16 protein-coding genes are annotated in these 16,563 nt (G+C 64.6%); 11 read left to right on the forward strand and 5 right to left on the reverse strand.

The window, feature by feature from the left end; all coding sequences use genetic code 11:
- Nucleotides 1–10: 10 nt before the first annotated feature.
- The 8 genes from dhaL to FJ988_RS02160 all read left to right on the forward strand — a co-directional run bounded on the left by dhaL (nucleotide 11) and on the right by FJ988_RS02160 (nucleotide 6,472).
- The gene (gene dhaL / locus FJ988_RS02125) at nucleotides 11–610 is read left to right on the forward strand and encodes a dihydroxyacetone kinase subunit DhaL (protein ID WP_140815088.1); all 600 of its coding nucleotides are present in this window, start codon (nucleotides 11–13) and stop codon (nucleotides 608–610) included.
- Nucleotides 610–999: a dihydroxyacetone kinase phosphoryl donor subunit DhaM gene (dhaM, locus tag FJ988_RS02130; RefSeq protein ID WP_140815089.1), complete on the forward strand. Its 390-nt coding sequence runs from the start codon at nucleotides 610–612 to the stop codon at nucleotides 997–999. The genes dhaL and dhaM overlap by 1 nt, the downstream gene beginning before the upstream one ends.
- Before the next feature lie 19 nt (nucleotides 1,000–1,018).
- The gene (locus tag FJ988_RS02135) at nucleotides 1,019–1,321 is read left to right on the forward strand and encodes an HPr family phosphocarrier protein (RefSeq protein ID WP_140815090.1); all 303 of its coding nucleotides are present in this window, start codon (nucleotides 1,019–1,021) and stop codon (nucleotides 1,319–1,321) included.
- A gap of 41 nt (nucleotides 1,322–1,362) precedes the next feature.
- A complete protein-coding gene (gene ptsP / locus FJ988_RS02140; RefSeq protein WP_140815091.1) occupies nucleotides 1,363–2,937 on the forward strand; it encodes a phosphoenolpyruvate--protein phosphotransferase in 1,575 nt (524 codons plus the stop codon).
- Nucleotides 2,938–2,944: 7 nt separating this feature from the next.
- Nucleotides 2,945–3,376 (forward strand): hypothetical protein, encoded by a 432-nt coding sequence (locus tag FJ988_RS02145; RefSeq protein WP_407067750.1) that lies wholly within the window; start codon nucleotides 2,945–2,947, stop codon nucleotides 3,374–3,376.
- 33 nt (nucleotides 3,377–3,409) lie between these two features.
- Nucleotides 3,410–4,396 (forward strand): dihydroxyacetone kinase subunit DhaK, encoded by a 987-nt coding sequence (dhaK, locus tag FJ988_RS02150; RefSeq protein ID WP_140815092.1) that lies wholly within the window; start codon nucleotides 3,410–3,412, stop codon nucleotides 4,394–4,396.
- Nucleotides 4,397–4,461: 65 nt separating this feature from the next.
- Nucleotides 4,462–5,487, forward strand: a complete 1,026-nt coding sequence (locus FJ988_RS02155; protein ID WP_140815093.1) for a nucleotidyltransferase family protein — start codon at nucleotides 4,462–4,464, stop codon at nucleotides 5,485–5,487.
- Nucleotides 5,488–5,494: 7 nt separating this feature from the next.
- Complete coding sequence (locus FJ988_RS02160; RefSeq protein ID WP_140815094.1) at nucleotides 5,495–6,472, forward strand: formyltransferase family protein; 978 nt, start codon at nucleotides 5,495–5,497, stop codon at nucleotides 6,470–6,472.
- Between the two features lie 70 nt (nucleotides 6,473–6,542).
- Here FJ988_RS02160 and FJ988_RS02165 read toward each other — a convergent pair whose 3' ends face one another.
- From FJ988_RS02165 to FJ988_RS02175, 3 genes are read right to left on the reverse strand one after another with little or no spacing between them, the layout of a single operon-like run.
- Entirely contained in the window at nucleotides 6,543–7,541 is a 999-nt protein-coding gene (locus FJ988_RS02165) for a serine kinase (protein WP_140815095.1), read from the reverse strand.
- A complete protein-coding gene (locus FJ988_RS02170) occupies nucleotides 7,538–7,969 on the reverse strand; it encodes a lasso peptide biosynthesis B2 protein (protein ID WP_140815096.1) in 432 nt (143 codons plus the stop codon). The genes FJ988_RS02165 and FJ988_RS02170 overlap by 4 nt, the downstream gene beginning before the upstream one ends.
- Complete coding sequence (locus FJ988_RS02175) at nucleotides 7,969–8,256, reverse strand: PqqD family protein (protein WP_140815097.1); 288 nt, start codon at nucleotides 8,254–8,256, stop codon at nucleotides 7,969–7,971. The genes FJ988_RS02170 and FJ988_RS02175 overlap by 1 nt, the downstream gene beginning before the upstream one ends.
- 646 nt (nucleotides 8,257–8,902) lie before the next feature.
- On the opposite strand from FJ988_RS02175, the gene FJ988_RS02185 reads away from it, so the two are divergent.
- The 3 genes from FJ988_RS02185 to FJ988_RS02195 all read left to right on the forward strand — a co-directional run bounded on the left by FJ988_RS02185 (nucleotide 8,903) and on the right by FJ988_RS02195 (nucleotide 13,040).
- Nucleotides 8,903–10,810, forward strand: coding sequence for a propionyl-CoA synthetase (locus FJ988_RS02185; RefSeq protein WP_140815099.1), 1,908 nt, complete (start codon nucleotides 8,903–8,905; stop codon nucleotides 10,808–10,810).
- 198 nt (nucleotides 10,811–11,008) lie between these two features.
- The gene (locus FJ988_RS02190; protein ID WP_140815100.1) at nucleotides 11,009–12,088 is read left to right on the forward strand and encodes an acyltransferase; all 1,080 of its coding nucleotides are present in this window, start codon (nucleotides 11,009–11,011) and stop codon (nucleotides 12,086–12,088) included.
- Between the two features lie 238 nt (nucleotides 12,089–12,326).
- Nucleotides 12,327–13,040: a metallophosphoesterase gene (locus FJ988_RS02195; protein WP_181183391.1), complete on the forward strand. Its 714-nt coding sequence runs from the start codon at nucleotides 12,327–12,329 to the stop codon at nucleotides 13,038–13,040.
- 62 nt (nucleotides 13,041–13,102) lie between these two features.
- Here the strand turns inward: FJ988_RS02195 and FJ988_RS02200 are convergent, their stop codons facing one another.
- Together FJ988_RS02200 and galU are read right to left on the reverse strand one after the other, a co-directional pair.
- Entirely contained in the window at nucleotides 13,103–15,484 is a 2,382-nt protein-coding gene (locus FJ988_RS02200) for a polysaccharide biosynthesis tyrosine autokinase (RefSeq protein WP_140815101.1), read from the reverse strand.
- A 167-nt stretch (nucleotides 15,485–15,651) separates the two neighbouring features.
- Nucleotides 15,652–16,548 carry a UTP--glucose-1-phosphate uridylyltransferase GalU gene (galU, locus tag FJ988_RS02205; protein WP_140815102.1) on the reverse strand — a complete coding sequence of 299 codons (897 nt, stop codon included), beginning with the start codon at nucleotides 16,546–16,548 and terminating at the stop codon, nucleotides 15,652–15,654.
- Nucleotides 16,549–16,563 lie beyond the last annotated feature (15 nt).

Consider the following 16,563-nt stretch of genomic DNA (forward strand, 5'->3'; position numbering starts at 1 on the left):
AGGACAGAAAATGGCCGCAGCCCATTTCTCCCGATTGATCGCGGCGGCGGCCGACACGATCGCGGCGCATGCCGAGGAACTCACCGCGCTCGACCAGGCGATCGGCGACGGCGACCACGGGCTGAACATGAAGCGCGGCTTCGAGGCGGTGCGCGCCGAAGCGGACGGTTTTGCGGCCAAGCCGCTGCCGGATGCGCTGAAGGCGGTCGGCACCAAGCTGGTAATGACCGTCGGCGGCGCCTCCGGCCCGTTGTTCGGCACGCTGTTCATGGCATTGGGCAAGGAATTGTCGGCAGCCCCCGACCGCGCCGGGCTTACGGCGGCGTTTAACAAGGCAATCGAGGCGGTGGCCGCGCGCGGCAAATCGCAGCCGGGCCAAAAAACCATGCTCGACGTGCTGCAGCCGGTGTATGAGGCGCTGGCGCAAGGCAAGACGGCCAATGAAATCGCCGATGCCGCCGACGAGGCGGCCGAGGCGACGGTGCCGATGAAAGCCCTGCGCGGGCGCGCCTCCTTCCTGGGGGAGCGCTCGGTCGGGCATATGGATGCCGGAGCGCGCTCGACCGCGCTCTTGGTGCGCGCGGTCGCGGAAGCGATAGAGGGTCATTGATGAGCAATGTCGGGATCGTCATCGTGTCGCATTCGCCCTTGGTTGCCGAGGGCACGGCCGACATGGTGCGCCAGATGGTCGGAGACGAAGTGCCGCTTGCATGGTGCGGCGGCAACGGCCATGGCGGGCTCGGCACCAGCGTCGAGGCGATCATGGCGGCGATCGACAAGGCCTGGTCGGAAGCGGGCGTCGCCATACTAGTCGATCTCGGCGGCGCCGAAACCAACTCGGAGATGGCGGTCGAGATGATCGGCGAGCCGCGCTCGCACAGGATCATCGTCTGCAACGCGCCGATCGTCGAAGGCGCGGTGATGGCGGCGACCGAATCCTCCGGCGGCGCCTCGCTCAAGGAAGTGGTGGCGACGGCGCATGAATTGTCGCCGGCGTGAACGAACGGGAACCGACTGAATGTCCGCATCCGCCGAAGCAACCGTTCTGATCACCCATGCGGTGGGCCTGCATGCGCGGCCTTCGGTGAAGTTCACCAAGCTCGCCAAGTCATTCGCGGCCGAGGTGGAAGTGGCGGTGGCGGCCAACGGCCCTTGGCTCGACGCCAAGAGCATCGTCAAGGTGATGGCGGCCAAGGCGCCGAAGGGCACGCTGCTGCACATCCGCGCCACGGGCGACGGCGCCGGCGCCGCCGTCAAAGCGCTGGTCGATCTGGTGCAGCGCGACTTCGACGAGGATGCGGACCATGCTCGGTCCGCTTGACGCCGGTCATCCCGGTCCCGTGGCCCGGAGGATCGCGGATCATGCGGCTTGAGGGCATCCCAGCGTCTCCCGGCTATGCTGAAGGTCTGCTGTTCGACCTCGACCGGCCGCCCGCCGGCTACAGGGCCAAGGCGAGCGTCGGTGAAGAAAAAGCCGCGCTGGAACTGGCGATCGGCAAGGCCGTCAACCGGCTGACGACGCTGGCCGATGCCGCCGACGCCGATGCTGCCGGCATCCTCGAATTCCATATCGCCATGCTGGAGGACGATGCGCTGAGCGGCCCGGCCTTCGCCTCGATCGGTTCGGGACAGCTGGCGGATGCCGCCTGGCGGGCAGCGCTCGACAGCGAAATCGCCGGTTACGAGGCTTCGGACCAGGACTATTTCCGCGCTCGCGCAGCGGATTTGCGCGACATCCGCGACCAGGTGCTGCGGGCGCTGAGCCAGGACGGCGAGGCCGCAGCGGCGCCCGGCGCCATCCTTTATGGCGAGGATATCGCGCCGACGCGCTTTCTCGAAACCGACTGGAGCGCGGGCGGCGGCATTGCGCTGAAAGCCGGCAGCACCGCCAGCCATGTCGCCATGCTGGCGCGTTCGCGCGGCGTACCGATGGTGGTCGGTCTCGGCGGCTCTGCGGAAAAGGTGGGAGGATTTGCCTTGCTCGACGCGGAACGCGGCGGGATCGTCTTCTCGCCGTCACCAGCCGATATCGAAACCTTCCGCAGATCGGCCTTGTCTTTCGCGGACCGCCAGGGCGCGGCGCAAACCTTCCTGACCCGGCAGGCGATAACCAAAGCAGGGGCAGCCGTGCGCGTGCAGGTCAACATCGCCTATCCATCCGACGTCGACGGCATCGATATCGCGACCTGCGACGGCGTCGGGCTGATGCGCACGGAATTCTTGTTCGGAAAGACGCTGCCGGATGAGGAGACGCAGTATCAGGCCTACCGCAAGGTGCTGGAATGGGCCGGCGACAAGCCGGTGACGATCCGTACAGTCGACGCCGGCGGCGACAAGCCGATACCCGGCTTCACCGTCGAGGAGACCAATCCGTTCCTGGGCCTGCGCGGCATAAGGCTGTCGCTCAAGCGGCGCGACATTTTTCGCGTGCAGATCCGGGCATTGCTGCGCGCCGCCATCCACGGCAATCTGAAGGTGATGTTCCCGATGATCGCCACGCCTGAGGAATACGGCCAAGCCGTCGCGCTGTTCGCGGAGGAGCAGGCCGTCCTTGCCGCGCAAGGCGTGGCGCACAAGCTGCCGCCGCTTGGCATCATGGTCGAGGTGCCCTCGGTGGCGCTGGCGCCGGAGAGTTTCGCCGACGTCGCCTTCTTCTCGATCGGCTCCAACGACCTGACGCAGTATGTGATGGCGGCGGCGCGCGACAATGCGGCGGTCGCGCATCTCAACTCCGTCCGGAACCCGGCGGTGCTGCGGCTGATCGCTGCCGTCGCCGAGTTCGGGCGCGGCAAGGGCATACCGGTCAGCCTGTGCGGCGATGCGGGCGGCGATCCGGCAACCATCCCGGCTTTGCTCGAAGCCGGCTTGCGTGACCTCTCGGTTGCACCTGCTCAACTCGCAATGGCCAAGGCCGCCATTGCCGACGTATCGGTGTAAGCATCGCATGGCCAAAGCCGCCAAAATGGTCGAGCCGGGATCCGAAGAGGCGATCCGCGCCTATAAGACAATTCTGTCGCATGTCATCGACCAGCGCCCGTCCGGCATGCGCCAGCGCCTGGCCGATGCGCTCGGCAAGCACCGCAGCTTCGTCACACAGATCTCCAGTCCCGCCTACACGATCCCGATCCCGTCAAAACATTTGCCGGCGATCTTTTCCGTCTGCCATTTCAGCCAGGCCGAGCGCGACCAGTTCCTCGCCGCCTACCATCTGGCGCATCCTGGCAAGATGTCGGTCGCGGCAGGCATGCGCAAGACCAGGCATGTCTCGGTGATCGTGCCCGATTTCGGCGACGACAAGCAGAACGCCGCGCTCGACCGGGCGATCAACGATTTCATCCAGAAGATTACCAGCATCACCGGCAAGAGTGGCGGCTGATCCATATCGCGTAAGGCTGTGTCGGGAGGACACATGAAGAAGTTCCTGAATTCGGTCGATACGGTGCTGACCGAAAGCCTCGACGGTTTCGCGGCCGCCCATGCCGATATCCTGGTGCTGGGTGACGAGCACAAATTCATCCGCCGCAGGGAGTTGAAGCCCGGCAAGGTGGCGCTGATCTCGGGCGGCGGCTCCGGCCACGAGCCGCTGCATGGCGGGCTGGTCGGCCACGGCATGCTCGACGCCGCCTGCCCCGGCCAGGTCTTCACCTCGCCGACGCCGGACCAGATGCTGGCGGCCGTTGAGGCCGTCGATACCGGCGCCGGCTGCCTGTTCATCGTCAAAAACTACGAAGGCGATGTGATGAATTTCGACATGGCGGCCGAGATGGCGGACGGCGTGCTGCAAGTGGTGACCAATGACGACGTCGCGGTCGAGAATTCGTCGTATACGACGGGTCGGCGCGGGGTGGCCGGCACGCTGGTGGTGGAAAAGATCGTCGGCGCGGCCGCCGAGCAAGGCATGGCCTTGCCCGAGCTCAAGGCGCTCGGCGATCGAGTCAACGCCGCGACGCGCTCGATGGGCGTGGCGCTGACCAGCGGCACGGTGCCGGCGGCCGGCAAGCCGACCTTCGAGATCGGCGACGGCGAGATGGAATTCGGCGTCGGCATCCATGGCGAGCCCGGCCGCCGGCGCGACCGGCTGAAGAGCGCGGACGCCATCGCCGAGGAGGTCTGCGCGGCGATCGCGGGCGACCTCGGCGCGGGCGCCAGCGGGCCGGCGCTGCTTTTGGTCAACGGCTTCGGCGGCACGCCGTCGATGGAGCTCTATTTGATGTACAACAGCGCCCGCAAAATCTTCGAAAAGCAGGGCATCCTTGTGACCCGTTCATTGGTCGGATCGTATGTCACCTCGCTAGACATGGCCGGATGCTCGATCACGCTGACCATGCTCGACGATGAGATGACCGCGCTCTGGGACGCACCGGTGCATACGGCGGCGCTTCGCTGGGGGATGTAGTCGAGCGCTGGTATCGATCGGGCTTTTCTGGCAACCATGTCGGCAGAAACTGATTACTGACCCTGATGCTGCCTGATCTTTCGCCCGCGCAAGAGAAACTCCTTATCCGCCTCGCCGATCCCGAGGCCGCCGCCGATTGGGGCAACGATGTCTCCGGGGCAAGCCTGATGGCGCTGCTGGCGAATGCCGAATTCCATGGCGTGCTGCCGATCGTGCTGCGCAAGTTTCGCGAGCGCGGCGACGCCAATTTGCCGAAAGACGCCGGCCTGCCGCAAAAACTCGCCGAATTGCGCGACCAGGCGACGACGGCGACCGGCCAGTCGATGCTGCTGCAGTACCACGGCGACCGCATCATGAAGGCACTGGCGGCGAAGAGCGTTCCGGCCCGGATCGTCAAAGGCCCGGTGTTCGCGCGCAAGCTTTACCGCCAGGTCGCCGACCGGCCGTTCACCGACATCGACATCCTTGTCGATCCCGCCAGCATTGACGAAGCCAACAGGACGATTGCCCAATGCGGCTTCGAGCTCGGCAGCAACGAGGCCGAGTCGCGCGAGCTGCAGGAATACAAATGGCTGGAGAAAGAGAACTCCAGCCTGCTGATCGAATTGCACGGCAATCTGGTGCATGACACCGGCATGCGCAGGCGCCTGTCGCTTGGCTTCCGCGAGCTGCAGACGATCGACGGCGGCCAGACGGATACGCCGGCGGCGCTGCTTACCATTGCCATCGTCCACGCCGCCGGCGGCCACAAATTCCACCGGTTGCAATTGTGCGTCGACGTGCTGCAGGGGTTGCGGGCGTTGAAATCGCCGGAAGAGGAAGCCCGGCTGCTCGAGGCCGCTCGGATGACCGGCATCGAACTGGAACTGGCCACGGTGCTCAACGTCACCGGACGCCTGTTCGGCGCGGCGCGCGCGATCGAGCTTGCCGACCGCATCAAGCCGGACCTTTCGATCCGGCTCGCCAAATGGCTGATCACCGGCAAGATGCTTTTGCGCGTCAACTCGCGCGACAAGATGCGCTCGCGCCTCAGCCGCGACGCCTTCCGCTGGGTGCAGAGGCTGGCGCGGCCGAGACCTTATCCGGCCTGAGCGCGGCATGGAAACGCCTCTGTCAGCCGTCTTCGTCACCGAGGTTTCATACGTCACCGCGCCCATGCTTGGCAGTTGGGTCGACAAGGGCCACCGCATCGCCGCGATCGTCGTGCCGGGTCCACGTCCCGGCAAACGCTTCAGTTTCAGCACCTTGCGCCGCCGCCTGCGGCGAAGGGCTGCGCTGGGGTCCCGGCTTCGGCACACGCGCCTGATCGAATTCAGCCAACCCTATGACTGGGACGCGCTTGGGCGAGAAATCGGCACGCTCGGGGCCGACCTTCTGATCTGCTTCGCCTTCAAAAACCTGATCCCCCGGAGCGCGCTCGAGCTGTTTCCGCAGGGCGGCCTCAACTTGCATCCTGCCCTTCTGCCGCATTATCGCGGCCCCAATCCGATCTATCGGCTCGTTGTCGATCAGGTGCATGAAAGCCATGGCGGCGTGACCTTGCACAAGATGACCTCGGGCTTCGATGAAGGCGACATCCTCGCGCAGGTGGAACTTGCCAAGGCGGATTGGCATTCGGCTGGAACGGTGGCCCAGGCTCTGGCCGATGGGATGGCCGCGCTGGTGGCGGATGTAGTCCCCGAATTTTGCCACGGCAAGCTTGCCGGATCACCGCAGCCGGACGGCACCTATGTCTGGGCGCGTCTCGATCGCGATCCATTGATCGTCAGCGGGCAATCGTCCGCCGAGCACGTCGCCCGGCTGTGCCGCATCGTCGGGTCGAGTTTTCCCGTGAACGTCCTGGTAAGGGGCGAGCCGGTCCGGCTGGGTCAGCCTGTCCGGCGCCTCGGACCGCCCACCGGCGAAGCGGCGAAAAGCCGATGGGGGCTGGTGGAGTTCGACTGCGCCGACGCGCGCGTCGTCCATCTGGCCTATAACGGATTTTCCCGCCGGCTGCTGCGATGGCAGTCGAGACGCCGGAGGGCCCGACAGGGGCCGCGATCCTTCGAGATTGTACGTTTCGGCGCGACGGACTGACAGTGCTATCTCTTTGTTTTGACGCAATTCCGGGCGGAGGGCGACGGCGAAGTCGCCGCGCCTTACCGCTTCACACTTTTCCTGGAATTGCGTCAGCCGGCAGCGCCGCCTGGATCAGGCTGGCCGCATCCGCAGGCGTTCTGCCGACCTCCAGCGTGAAGGTCGGCACCGTCTTGACCAGCGTCGCGATGGTGGCCATGCGGCGCTTCTGAAGCGGCATCAAGCCGGTCATGCCGGTCCGCACATTGTCGGTGGCCAGGGCCACCATGGCGTCGGTTCTGGCCAGAGGCAAAAGCCGGTTCTCGCCATCGGCGGAGCGGGCAAGATTCAGCAGCGCCGCGATCGGCCGAATGCGGACGTCCTCGACGCGGATCACCTCGGCGAGGCGTTCGAGCGATACGGCCTGCTCGCCCTCGGCGTCCCATTTGTCGCGAAGCAAGGGCGCCACGAAGGGCAGCATGGACGCTGTGTTGCGGTGGATCTTCACCTTGCGCGGCATGCCCCAGGCCGCGACACCCTGGGGCACCGCGCCGAGGATCATGACGTCATCCGAGCAGAGGCCGTAGCCGCGCGATGCCAGCGCCAGCGACGTCGTCGACTTGCCGGTGCCGCTCGGCGCATGGATGAGCACCAGCGCATCCGTACCGGGCAGCGTCAGGCCGGCCGTGTGCAGCATGTGCTGGCCGCCGGCATCGAGCGCGGAGTCGATCACCATCATGGCAAGCGTCCATTTGATCTTGCTGTCGGGATGAACGCGGATCTCGGCCCAACCTTCCCTGTCGTGGACCGCAACCGTCTGCTGACCGGGAAAGATCAGATGGAAGACGTCGCCGGCGTCGATCATCCGGCAATAGCCATCCACCGGCACGTCGCCGTCGAAAGCAAGCTTTCCCGCGGGGTCCTCGTCGAGTTCCGCGGTCTCGACGATGTTGACGCGAAACCCGGGCTCGGCGTCGTCGACGCGCAGGGTGCCGAGCATCAGGTCGAATCCCGGCCAGAGATCGTCGCGCGGGGCGGTTATGCTGATGACCTGGCCCTTGAGATCGTAGCTGAAGGTCTGATCGGTCAAGCGGCAGGCGCCTTTGCGCTGGAGGGATGACGATAGATCTCCACCATGCCGGGCTGGCTGTCGCTGACCACCGGCCTGCCGTCGAGGCAGACCCAGCAATGCGCCGACAAGCGTGGCTTGTGCATCGATTTGGCATCGACGCCGAACCGCAGATCGGGATCGAGCCCGGCCATTCGCAGGAAGCGGAAGCCGAGCAGGCCCTCACGCAGGCACCTGCGGTCGCGCATGAACCAGGGGTGGCGCACCGTACGGTTGACGCGGTGCACGATGTAGGTCCAGGGCAGGTCGCGATAGGGCGTCGGTGATCGCAGCGGCGCCAGCTTCAACACCCCTTCGAAATCGCGGCGGCCGACAAGCGCCGGCATCAGCCGCGCGCTCAACCACAAATGGGTCCGGAACAGGGCGCGCAGGAACGGTCCGTCGGTCATCACGCGCCTGGGTCGGCAAGGATGCCTTCGGCAACCAGCTCGACTGCCAAAGCCGTCATATCCTCGTCGAGCGTCGCCTTGTCGATCTCGAATTCGTCCGACAACAGGCCGACGATCTCGTCGAGGCTGCGCGCGCCATCGACCTTGTCGAGAAAGGCTTCGGTGGTGTCGTTGCAAGTGTAGAGCTGGCCGCTGCGCGCCAGAAGCACGACGGCGCCGTCGCCGACATGCTGCACCGAGGCGTCGTCCGCCATGCGCAGAACCGTATCCGAGACTATCTCAGCCATGTGCCCGCCCTATCTCTTTGCTTCAACGCAATTCTGGACGGAACAGCTCACGCATCTCCAGGAATTGCTTTTTTAGCCGCAGAGCAATTAGCGCGGCATCAAGGCGTCGTCCATAGCAGGCAACGATGCTTCAACCCTTCGGACCGGTCGGGCCGCTTGGCGCCCCGGCAACGACGGTCGACAGCTTCTCACGCTTTACCAGCATCGGCTTTTCGTAAATGCTCTTCATCAAAATCCCCCAAAAAACAAATCCACGGCGGAAGGATGACGGGTGGTTGTACCCGCTGTCAAGGCGCACTCGTCCCAGGGTTGCCATACTTCCCCCAAGTAAGCTATGACTCCGCCGGGCTTTGGGGAGTTGTTCTGTTATGCGTTACAATTGGGAACGGGCTCCGACGGCGTTCGAGCGCCATCGGAAGGCACTGGCGGCTGCTATTCTGATCGCCGGCGGTGTTGGGCTGATGCTGGCGGCATTGCCGCTCTAAGCCGGCTGTAAATTCAGGACACGATTGGACGGCGCGTTGGACCGGATGCGCCGCAGCAAGGTATTTGGCGCGATGTCGACCAAATTGCAGGAAGACATGGCCGGCGGAACCGACTTAGGCTATTTCCCGGGAGATGAGATACTCCTGGGGAGGAAAGCCGGATGGCCTCACGCTATCATGAAGTCTATGCGGGCTGGAAACGCGACCCCGTAGGGTTCTGGGCCGAGGCGGCAAAGGCGATCGACTGGTATAAGTCGGCCGACAAGGTCTTCGACCCGGGGGCCGGCGTCTATGGCCGCTGGTTCGTCGGCGCCTCCTGCAACACCTGCTACAATGCGCTCGACCGCCATGTCGCGGGCGGCCGCGCCGACCAGTTGGCGCTGATCCATGACAGCGCCATCACCGGCACGGTGCGCAAATTCACCTATGCCGAGCTCAAACACGAGGTGATCGCGCTGGCTTCGGTGATCCGGCATCGCGGCATCGGCAAGGGCGACCGCGTCATCATCTACATGCCGATGGTGGCCGAAGCGGCGATCGCCATGCTCGCCTGTTCGAGACTGGGCGCCGTGCATTCGGTGGTGTTCGGCGGCTTCGCCTCGCATGAGCTCGCCACCCGCATCGACGACGCCAAGCCGAAGCTGATCATCACCGCCTCCTGCGGACTGGAGCCCGGACGCGTCGTCGCCTACAAGCCGTTGCTCGACAAGGCGATCGAAATGTCGAAACACAAGCCGGACGCCTGCCTGATCCTGCAGCGCGAGCAGCTGCGCTGCGACATGAAGGACAATTACGATTTCGACTATGCCGATGCCGTGGCGCGCGAACGCGCGGCCGGCGCCAATGTCGACTGCGTGCCGGTGCTGGCCACCGACCCGCTCTACATCATCTACACCTCCGGCACGACCGGCCAGCCGAAGGGCATCGTGCGCGACAATGGCGGCCATATGGTCGCGCTGAAATGGACGATGGACAACGAGTTCGGCGTCAAGCCCGGCGAAGTGTTCTGGGCGGCGTCCGATGTTGGCTGGGTGGTCGGCCATTCCTACATCGTCTACGGGCCGCTTTTGCATGGCTGCACGAGCATCCTGTTCGAGGGCAAGCCGGTCGGCACGCCGGACGCCGGGACTTATTGGCGGGTGATCGCGGAGCATGGCGTGGTGGCGCTGTTCACCGCGCCGACGGCCTTCCGCGCCATCAAGGGCCAAGACCCCAAGGGCGAGTTCGTGCCGAAATACGACCTATCGAAATTCCGCACCCTGTTCCTGGCCGGCGAGCGCGCCGACCCCGAAACCATCAAATGGGCCGAGCAAAAGCTCGACCGCCCGGTCGTCGACCATTGGTGGCAGACCGAGACCGGCTCGCCGATGACCATCAATCCAGCGGGGCTCGGGCTGCTGCCGGTGAAATACGGCTCGCCCGGCGTGCCGATGCCAGGCTACGACATCCGCATCCTTGACGATGCCGGCCACGAGGTGCCGCGCGGCACGCTGGGCAATGTCGTGGTCAAGCTGCCGCTGCCGGCGGGTTGCCTGCCGACGCTGTGGAATGCCGACGCCCGGTTCCGCGAGGCCTATCTCGAAGAGTTCCCCGGCTACTACAAAACGGCAGACGCCGGCCTGATGGACGAAGACGGCTATCTCTATGTCATGGCGCGCACCGACGACATCATCAACGTCGCCGGCCACCGGCTGTCGACAGGCGCCATGGAAGAGGTGCTGGCCGCTCACCCGGATGTCGCCGAATGCGCGGTCATCGGCATCGCCGACGCCATGAAGGGCCAGATTCCGCTCGGCTTCGTCGTGCTCAACGCCGGCGTGGCGCGCGACACAAGCGCCATCGAGAGCGAGGTCGTCGGCCTGGTGCGCGAGCGGATCGGCCCTGTCGCCGCCTTCAAGACGGTGGTGACGATCAAACGCCTGCCCAAGACGCGCTCCGGCAAGATCCTGCGCGGCACCATGCAGAAGATCGCCGACAAGGAAGACTGGACGATGCCGGCGACGATCGACGATCCCGTCATCCTCGACGAGATCACCGCGGCGCTGAAGGGACGCGGCATTGGCGTATAGATCGCCCGCAGCAATTCCAGGAAAAGTGTGACGCGGTAAGGCGCGGCGACTTCGCCGTCGCCCTCCGTCCGGAATTGCGCCAAATCAAAGCGCTCTATGCTGCGCAGCATGAATTCATGTTGCGCAGCGCAATCGTCTGTTGTGCAATGCAGCAATAGCCCTTAAACTTCGCGTGGGGGGCCATACCGAAGGCACGGCATGGCTCAGCACAAGACGACATTCGGCGGCGTCGACATCCTGCGATTCCTCGCTGCCGTCATGGTGATGGTCTATCACTATGGCTTCTGGGTCTGGGCGTATCCCGACGGCATTTCGGCGCGCGCCACCGGCGGTGTTTCGCCACACCCCGAAATGGCCTTCCTCGGCTCCGGCTGGGTAGGCGTACAGATATTCTTCGTCATCAGCGGCTTCGTCATCGCCTTCAGCGCCGAGAATTCGACGCCGCTGAGATTCTTCGAGGCGCGCTTCCGGCGGCTGGCCCCGGCGGTCTGGGTCTGCGCTCCGATCTCGGCGATCGTGCTTTTGATGGTCGGCCTGTCCTGGCCGACGGATGCCATGATCCGGCTTGTCCGCACCGGCCTGTTCGTACCGTTCGATCCGTGGGTGGACAGCGTCTACTGGACGCTTGGCATCGAGATCGCCTTCTACGCCATCGTCTGGACCCTGCTCAGGCTCGGCCGCTTCGACCTGATGGAGACCGTCGCAGTCATCATCGGCCTCGTCAGCACGCTGTTCTGGTGTGCCTATTTCACCTTCGGCTGGACCGATCTCGCCGAAACACGCTGGCTGCAATTGACGCTGGTGCATCACGGCGCCTTCTTCGCCGTCGGCGTGCTTCTATGGCTGATGCGCTTCAAGGCAACAACCGTGCCGCGCTTGGCTTTCTGCGGATTGTTCCTCTTCGGCGGCGTGCTCGAGATCGTCAGTTCGGTCGACGTGCACAGCATCAAGGTCGAGGTCGCGATGCCCTACGCACCGCCCATTGCGATCTTCCTGATTGCGGTGGCGCTGATGGCGTGGTCGCTGCGCCTCGATCTTTCCTGGAGCGGCTGGCGGCGGATCGGGCTGATGACCTATCCGCTTTACCTCATCCACGATGTGGTGGGCGCGGCGATGCTGGGCGCGCTGATGCGGACCGGCCTGCCCTATCTTGCGGCGGTCCCGGTCGTTACCGCGGCGATGATCGCGGCGAGTTGGCTGATCGCGGCCGAGGCCGAACCGCGCATCCGGTTGGCGCTTGACCACACGCTGTTTCGTTACCGGCTGAAGGCCGCCTGACGCCGGGCCAGAGCAATCCAAGGAAAGGGGTGAAGCGGTTTACCTTTTGGAATTGCTTGAAAAACAGAGAGATAGAGCAGGTCGCCATTTCGGTGAAATGGTTAACCGCCCGGTGTGGAATTGTTTGCATTCGGCGTGATATTCGAGGCGCAGTCCAGTGTTAGTACCCGAGCCTCAATCCGTGAGCCTGTTCCTGCGATCGAGACGACCCCGACCCGCGCCGCGCGAACGGCTGGTCATGGATATGCGCGGCACCGTGGTCTACGCGATCGGCGACGTGCATGGCTGCCTCGACGAGTTGAGGGCGCTGGAAGACAAGATCGTCCGCGACGCGCAGCGGTTCAGCGGTCGCAAGATCATCATCATGCTCGGCGACTATGTCGACCGCGGGCCGAACTCGCGGCGCGTGGTCGAGCATCTGATGGCGCCGCCGCCGAAAGATTTTCTGCGCGTCTGCCTCGCCGGCAACCACGAGGTGGCGCTGCTTGCCTATCTCGACGGCTATCTGTCGCGCGAGCCTTGGCTCGGTTATGGCGGGCGCGAGACGTTGTTCTCCTACGGCGTCGATCCCGACCGCCTGGCAAGCCTCTACGGGTCGAGCGACGAGACCGACAGGCGCATCCGCGAGGCGATACCCTCCAGCCATATCGACTTCCTGCGCACGCTGCCGGTGATGGTCTGCTCCGACGAATGGGTCTTCGTCCATGCCGGCATCCGGCCCGGCGTCTCGCTCGAGGCGCAGGACGAGACCGACCTCCTCAACATACGCGAGGAGTTCTTCCGGGCGGCGCACCGCCTCGACCGCTGGGTGGTGCATGGGCACACGATCGTCGACGCCCCGCAACGCGAAGGACGCCGGATCGACATCGACACCGGCGCCTTCCAGACCGGGCGGCTGACCGCGCTCAGGATCGTCGGCAAATACGGCCGACTGCTGTCTTCACAAGGTTAGGGCGGCTCGCCGCTTCAGGCTGAGCCGCCCCATATCTCGGTTTTTCTGCGCGCAAACCCGCCTCAGGCAGCCTGCTTGGCGCGCGCTTCCGACTTCTCCAGATAATAGGTCGAGTATCGGTCGAAGAAGCGTTCCGAGCCGCCGAGCGAGCCATATTTCGCCAGCTTCTTCAGGTCGACCTTGTTCAGCACCGCGCCGACGACCTTGTTGGCGATGTAAGGCTCCGATTCCAGCATCGAACGCACCATGTTGCGCGGCGTGCGGCCCCATTCGGCGACCAGCACGAAGCCGTCGACCAGCGGCGCGAAAGCCTTGGCGTCGACGACGGGGCCAAGCGGCGGCAGATCGACGATGATGTATTCGAACGTCTCCTTGGCGTTCTCGATGAAGCGCCGCATGCCGGCCGACCCCAGAAGCTCGCTGGTGTGCGAGAACTGGCCGCGCAAGACTGCGGGAATGATGGCAAGCTTGGTCTGGCGGTCGACCTTGCCGACCGACTGCCAGGTCTGGCCGTTGACCACCGCTTCCATCAGGCCTTGTTCGGCTTCCATGCCGAGGCTGCGGCTGAGGCCCGGATTGCGCAAGTCGCCATCGATGAGCAGCGTCTTGGCGCCGTTGGCGGCAAGCAGGCCGGCAAGATTGGCAGCCACCGTCGACTTGCCTTCGCCGGGCAGCACCGAGACGACGCCGATCACCCGGCAGCCGCGGTCTTCCATAACGACGTCGAAAGCGATCTTGGCATTGCGCAGCGTCTCGGCGAACATCGAGGCCGGCGCGTCGATGCTGACGCGCATGCGCGCCCTTTTCTCAGCTGCCGAGAGGCTCGCCACCTTGCCGTCGGCCGGCATTTCATCAGACTTGGCTTCCTTGGCCCTGCCACCGCCGATGGTCGGCAGGTAGCCGAGGAATTTCAGGCCGACGCGATCGCGAATGTCCTCGCCGGTCCTGAAGAAGCGCTCGTTGAACTCGTTGAGGCCGCCGAAGCCGGCACCGAGCATCAGGCCGAGCACCAGCGACAGCGCCATCACGCGCAAGGTGCGCGGGCTTGAAGCGGTAAGCGGCATCGACGCGTCGGATATGATACGAACCTTGCCGACCGGGAAGGACTGCTGCTGCGAAGCTTCCTCGTAGCGGCTGAGGAAGGTCTGGTACAGCGTGGCGAGCGCCTGCGCCTGTTGGTCCATTTCCTTCAGCTTCACCTGCGACTGGTTGTCGATCGAGCTCTTGCCGGCGGCCGTGGAGATCTTGTCGCGCAGCGCGGTTTCGCGCGCCTGTGCCACCTCATAGTCGTTGCGATAGCTTTCGGTGAGCTGCTTCAACTGGCCGAATATCTGCGCAGAGACATCGGCCTTCTCCTTTGCCAGGGCGACTGCCTGCGGATGATCCTTGCCGAAATTCGTCTCGACATCCTGCAGGCGCTTGGCGATCGCGAGATAGCGCGTCTTGAGCGCGATGATCACCGAGCTGCTCGGCTGGTCGGCGCCGACGGCCGAATCGTTGAAGGCGCTTTCGGAACCGCTATCGACGATCGCCTTGTACTGCTGGTAGCGGGCGCTGGCGCGCGCCGTATCGGCCTGCGCCACGATCAGCTGGGCGTTGAGGTCGGAAAGCTGCTTGTCGCTCATCAGCTGGCCGTCGCTGTTGGCGGAAAGCCCGTGCTCGGCCCTGAACTTCTCGACGGCAAGGGCGGCGTCCTGCGAGCTCTGGCGAAGCTCCGAGATTCTGCCTTGCAGCCAGACCGCCGCACGCTCCGTGGCGTCGAAGCTGGCGTTGAGCTGGTCGGCAAGATAGGCGTCGGCATAGGCCTTGGTGATGGCCGTGGCCAAGCCGGGATCGGCCGCCTGATAGCCGATGGAAATCACGTAGCTGCGGCCGTTGCGCTGCGCCAGCACCTCGCTCTGCAGCTTCAAGACGGCATAGTCATGCGTGGCCGTCTTGATCATGGCCTCGCGCGTCGCCTCGTCGACATTCTCCATCCCGGGGATCTCGTCGGCAGAGCTGCTGCGGAAATAGCCGACCACGCCGCGCAGGAAGCCGATGCCCTTGACCAAAGCCGATTGCGGCGGGTTCATGAAGGCCGGGTTCTGGTCGAGCTTCAGCTTGTCGACCACCACCGATGCCAGCCGCGCGGAACTCAGGATTTCGATCTGGCTGAGCATCGAAGAATCGGTCTGCATGGTGGCCGAGGCCGCCGAAATGTCGTCGACCACCTTGTTCAGCCCTTCGTCGATCAGCACGCTGGCGACCGACATATACTGCTTGGGCGTGGTCTGCAGATAGATAACGCCCAGGAACAGGCCGATGATGGCGCAGACCGCCACCACCTTGGCCTGCCGGGCCGCCATGCCAAGCAGACGCTCGACGTCGATGAAGTCCTCACCCTTTTCCTGATCGGCGCTGGGCAACGGCGTCCTCTTGTCGAGAGGGAAGTTGGCATAGTTCATCTTCGGTCCAATTCCAGGTTGCAGGCGCTATCGGCCTTCGTAAATCGGCGTCATGACCAGAAAAGACCACGCAACATTCATGCCACGCGGCGCGAGGCCTTGCAGGCCAAGCGCCGGCGTGGCTGTCGCGCCATCGCGATTGCGCATATGCACCCAAAATTTGGGCATTATGCGGCTACTTCCCGGCGCTCATGCGACCGGACGAATTGCTGCAGCATCTCAAACACTGGTCCCTTCATGTCGTCGCGCGCCAAGGCGAAAGCGATGGTCGCCTCGATGAAGCCTTCCTTGGAGCCGCAATCGAACATGCGGCCGCCGAAAGGCTGGGCATAGAAAGACTGGCTTTCAGCCAGACGCACCATGGCGTCGGTGAGCTGGATCTCGTTGCCGGCGCCGCGCTGCTGGTTGCCGAGCAGCGCGAAGATCTCCGGCTGCAGCACATAGCGGCCGTTGATGTAGAAGTTCGACGGCGCTTCTGCCGGCGCCGGCTTTTCGACCATGGCGGTCACCTCAAAGCCCGAGCCGACGTCGTTGCCGCGCGCGACAATGCCGTATTTGCTGGTCTCGGCCGGGTCGCAGCGCTCGACGGCGATGACGTTGCCGCCGGTACGCTCGTAGAGATCGACCGTCTCGGCGAGGCAGCCGCGGGCGCCGAACGACACCATGTCGGGCAAAAGCAGCGCGAAAGGCTCGTTGCCGATCACGTCGCGCGCGCACCAGACAGCGTGGCCAAGACCCTGCGGCGATTGCTGGCGGATGAAGCTGGTGGCGCCGGCGACGGGCAGCAGGCTTTCCAGCGATTGCAGTTGCGCCTTCTTGCCGGTCTGCTCCAGCGTGCCGATCAATTCAGGATGCAGGTCGAAATAGTCCTCGATGACGGCCTTGTTGCGGCCGGTGACGAAGACGATGTGCTCGATGCCGGCCTCGAACGCCTCGTCGACGGCATATTGCACGACAGGCTTGTCGACCACGGGCAGCATTTCCTTGGGCATCGACTTGGTCGCCGGCAAAAACCGCGTTCCGAGCCCCGCCACCGGGATCACTGCCTTCCTGACTTTCTGCATCTGCTATTCCTTCTG

The sequence above is a fragment of the Mesorhizobium sp. CU3 genome (genome assembly GCF_006442965.1).
GTDB lineage: Bacteria > Pseudomonadota > Alphaproteobacteria > Rhizobiales > Rhizobiaceae > Mesorhizobium.

What these genes read in the sequence shown, in the direction of transcription:
- dhaL (WP_140815088.1), top strand. Translation starts at nt 11, where the DNA reads ATGGCCGCAGCCCATTTCTCCCGATTGATCGCGGCGGCGGCCGACACG.
- dhaM (WP_140815089.1), top strand. Translation starts at nt 610, where the DNA reads ATGAGCAATGTCGGGATCGTCATCGTGTCGCATTCGCCCTTGGTTGCC.
- FJ988_RS02135 (WP_140815090.1), top strand. Translation starts at nt 1,019, where the DNA reads ATGTCCGCATCCGCCGAAGCAACCGTTCTGATCACCCATGCGGTGGGC.
- ptsP (WP_140815091.1), top strand. Translation starts at nt 1,363, where the DNA reads ATGCGGCTTGAGGGCATCCCAGCGTCTCCCGGCTATGCTGAAGGTCTG.
- FJ988_RS02145 (WP_407067750.1), top strand. Translation starts at nt 2,945, where the DNA reads ATGGCCAAAGCCGCCAAAATGGTCGAGCCGGGATCCGAAGAGGCGATC.
- dhaK (WP_140815092.1), top strand. Translation starts at nt 3,410, where the DNA reads ATGAAGAAGTTCCTGAATTCGGTCGATACGGTGCTGACCGAAAGCCTC.
- FJ988_RS02155 (WP_140815093.1), top strand. Translation starts at nt 4,462, where the DNA reads ATGCTGCCTGATCTTTCGCCCGCGCAAGAGAAACTCCTTATCCGCCTC.
- FJ988_RS02160 (WP_140815094.1), top strand. Translation starts at nt 5,495, where the DNA reads ATGGAAACGCCTCTGTCAGCCGTCTTCGTCACCGAGGTTTCATACGTC.
- FJ988_RS02170 (WP_140815096.1), bottom strand. Translation starts at nt 7,969, where the DNA reads ATGACCGACGGACCGTTCCTGCGCGCCCTGTTCCGGACCCATTTGTGG.
- FJ988_RS02175 (WP_140815097.1), bottom strand. Translation starts at nt 8,256, where the DNA reads ATGGCTGAGATAGTCTCGGATACGGTTCTGCGCATGGCGGACGACGCC.
- FJ988_RS02185 (WP_140815099.1), top strand. Translation starts at nt 8,903, where the DNA reads ATGGCCTCACGCTATCATGAAGTCTATGCGGGCTGGAAACGCGACCCC.
- FJ988_RS02190 (WP_140815100.1), top strand. Translation starts at nt 11,009, where the DNA reads ATGGCTCAGCACAAGACGACATTCGGCGGCGTCGACATCCTGCGATTC.
- FJ988_RS02195 (WP_181183391.1), top strand. Translation starts at nt 12,327, where the DNA reads ATGGATATGCGCGGCACCGTGGTCTACGCGATCGGCGACGTGCATGGC.
- FJ988_RS02200 (WP_140815101.1), bottom strand. Translation starts at nt 15,484, where the DNA reads ATGAACTATGCCAACTTCCCTCTCGACAAGAGGACGCCGTTGCCCAGC.
- galU (WP_140815102.1), bottom strand. Translation starts at nt 16,548, where the DNA reads ATGCAGAAAGTCAGGAAGGCAGTGATCCCGGTGGCGGGGCTCGGAACG.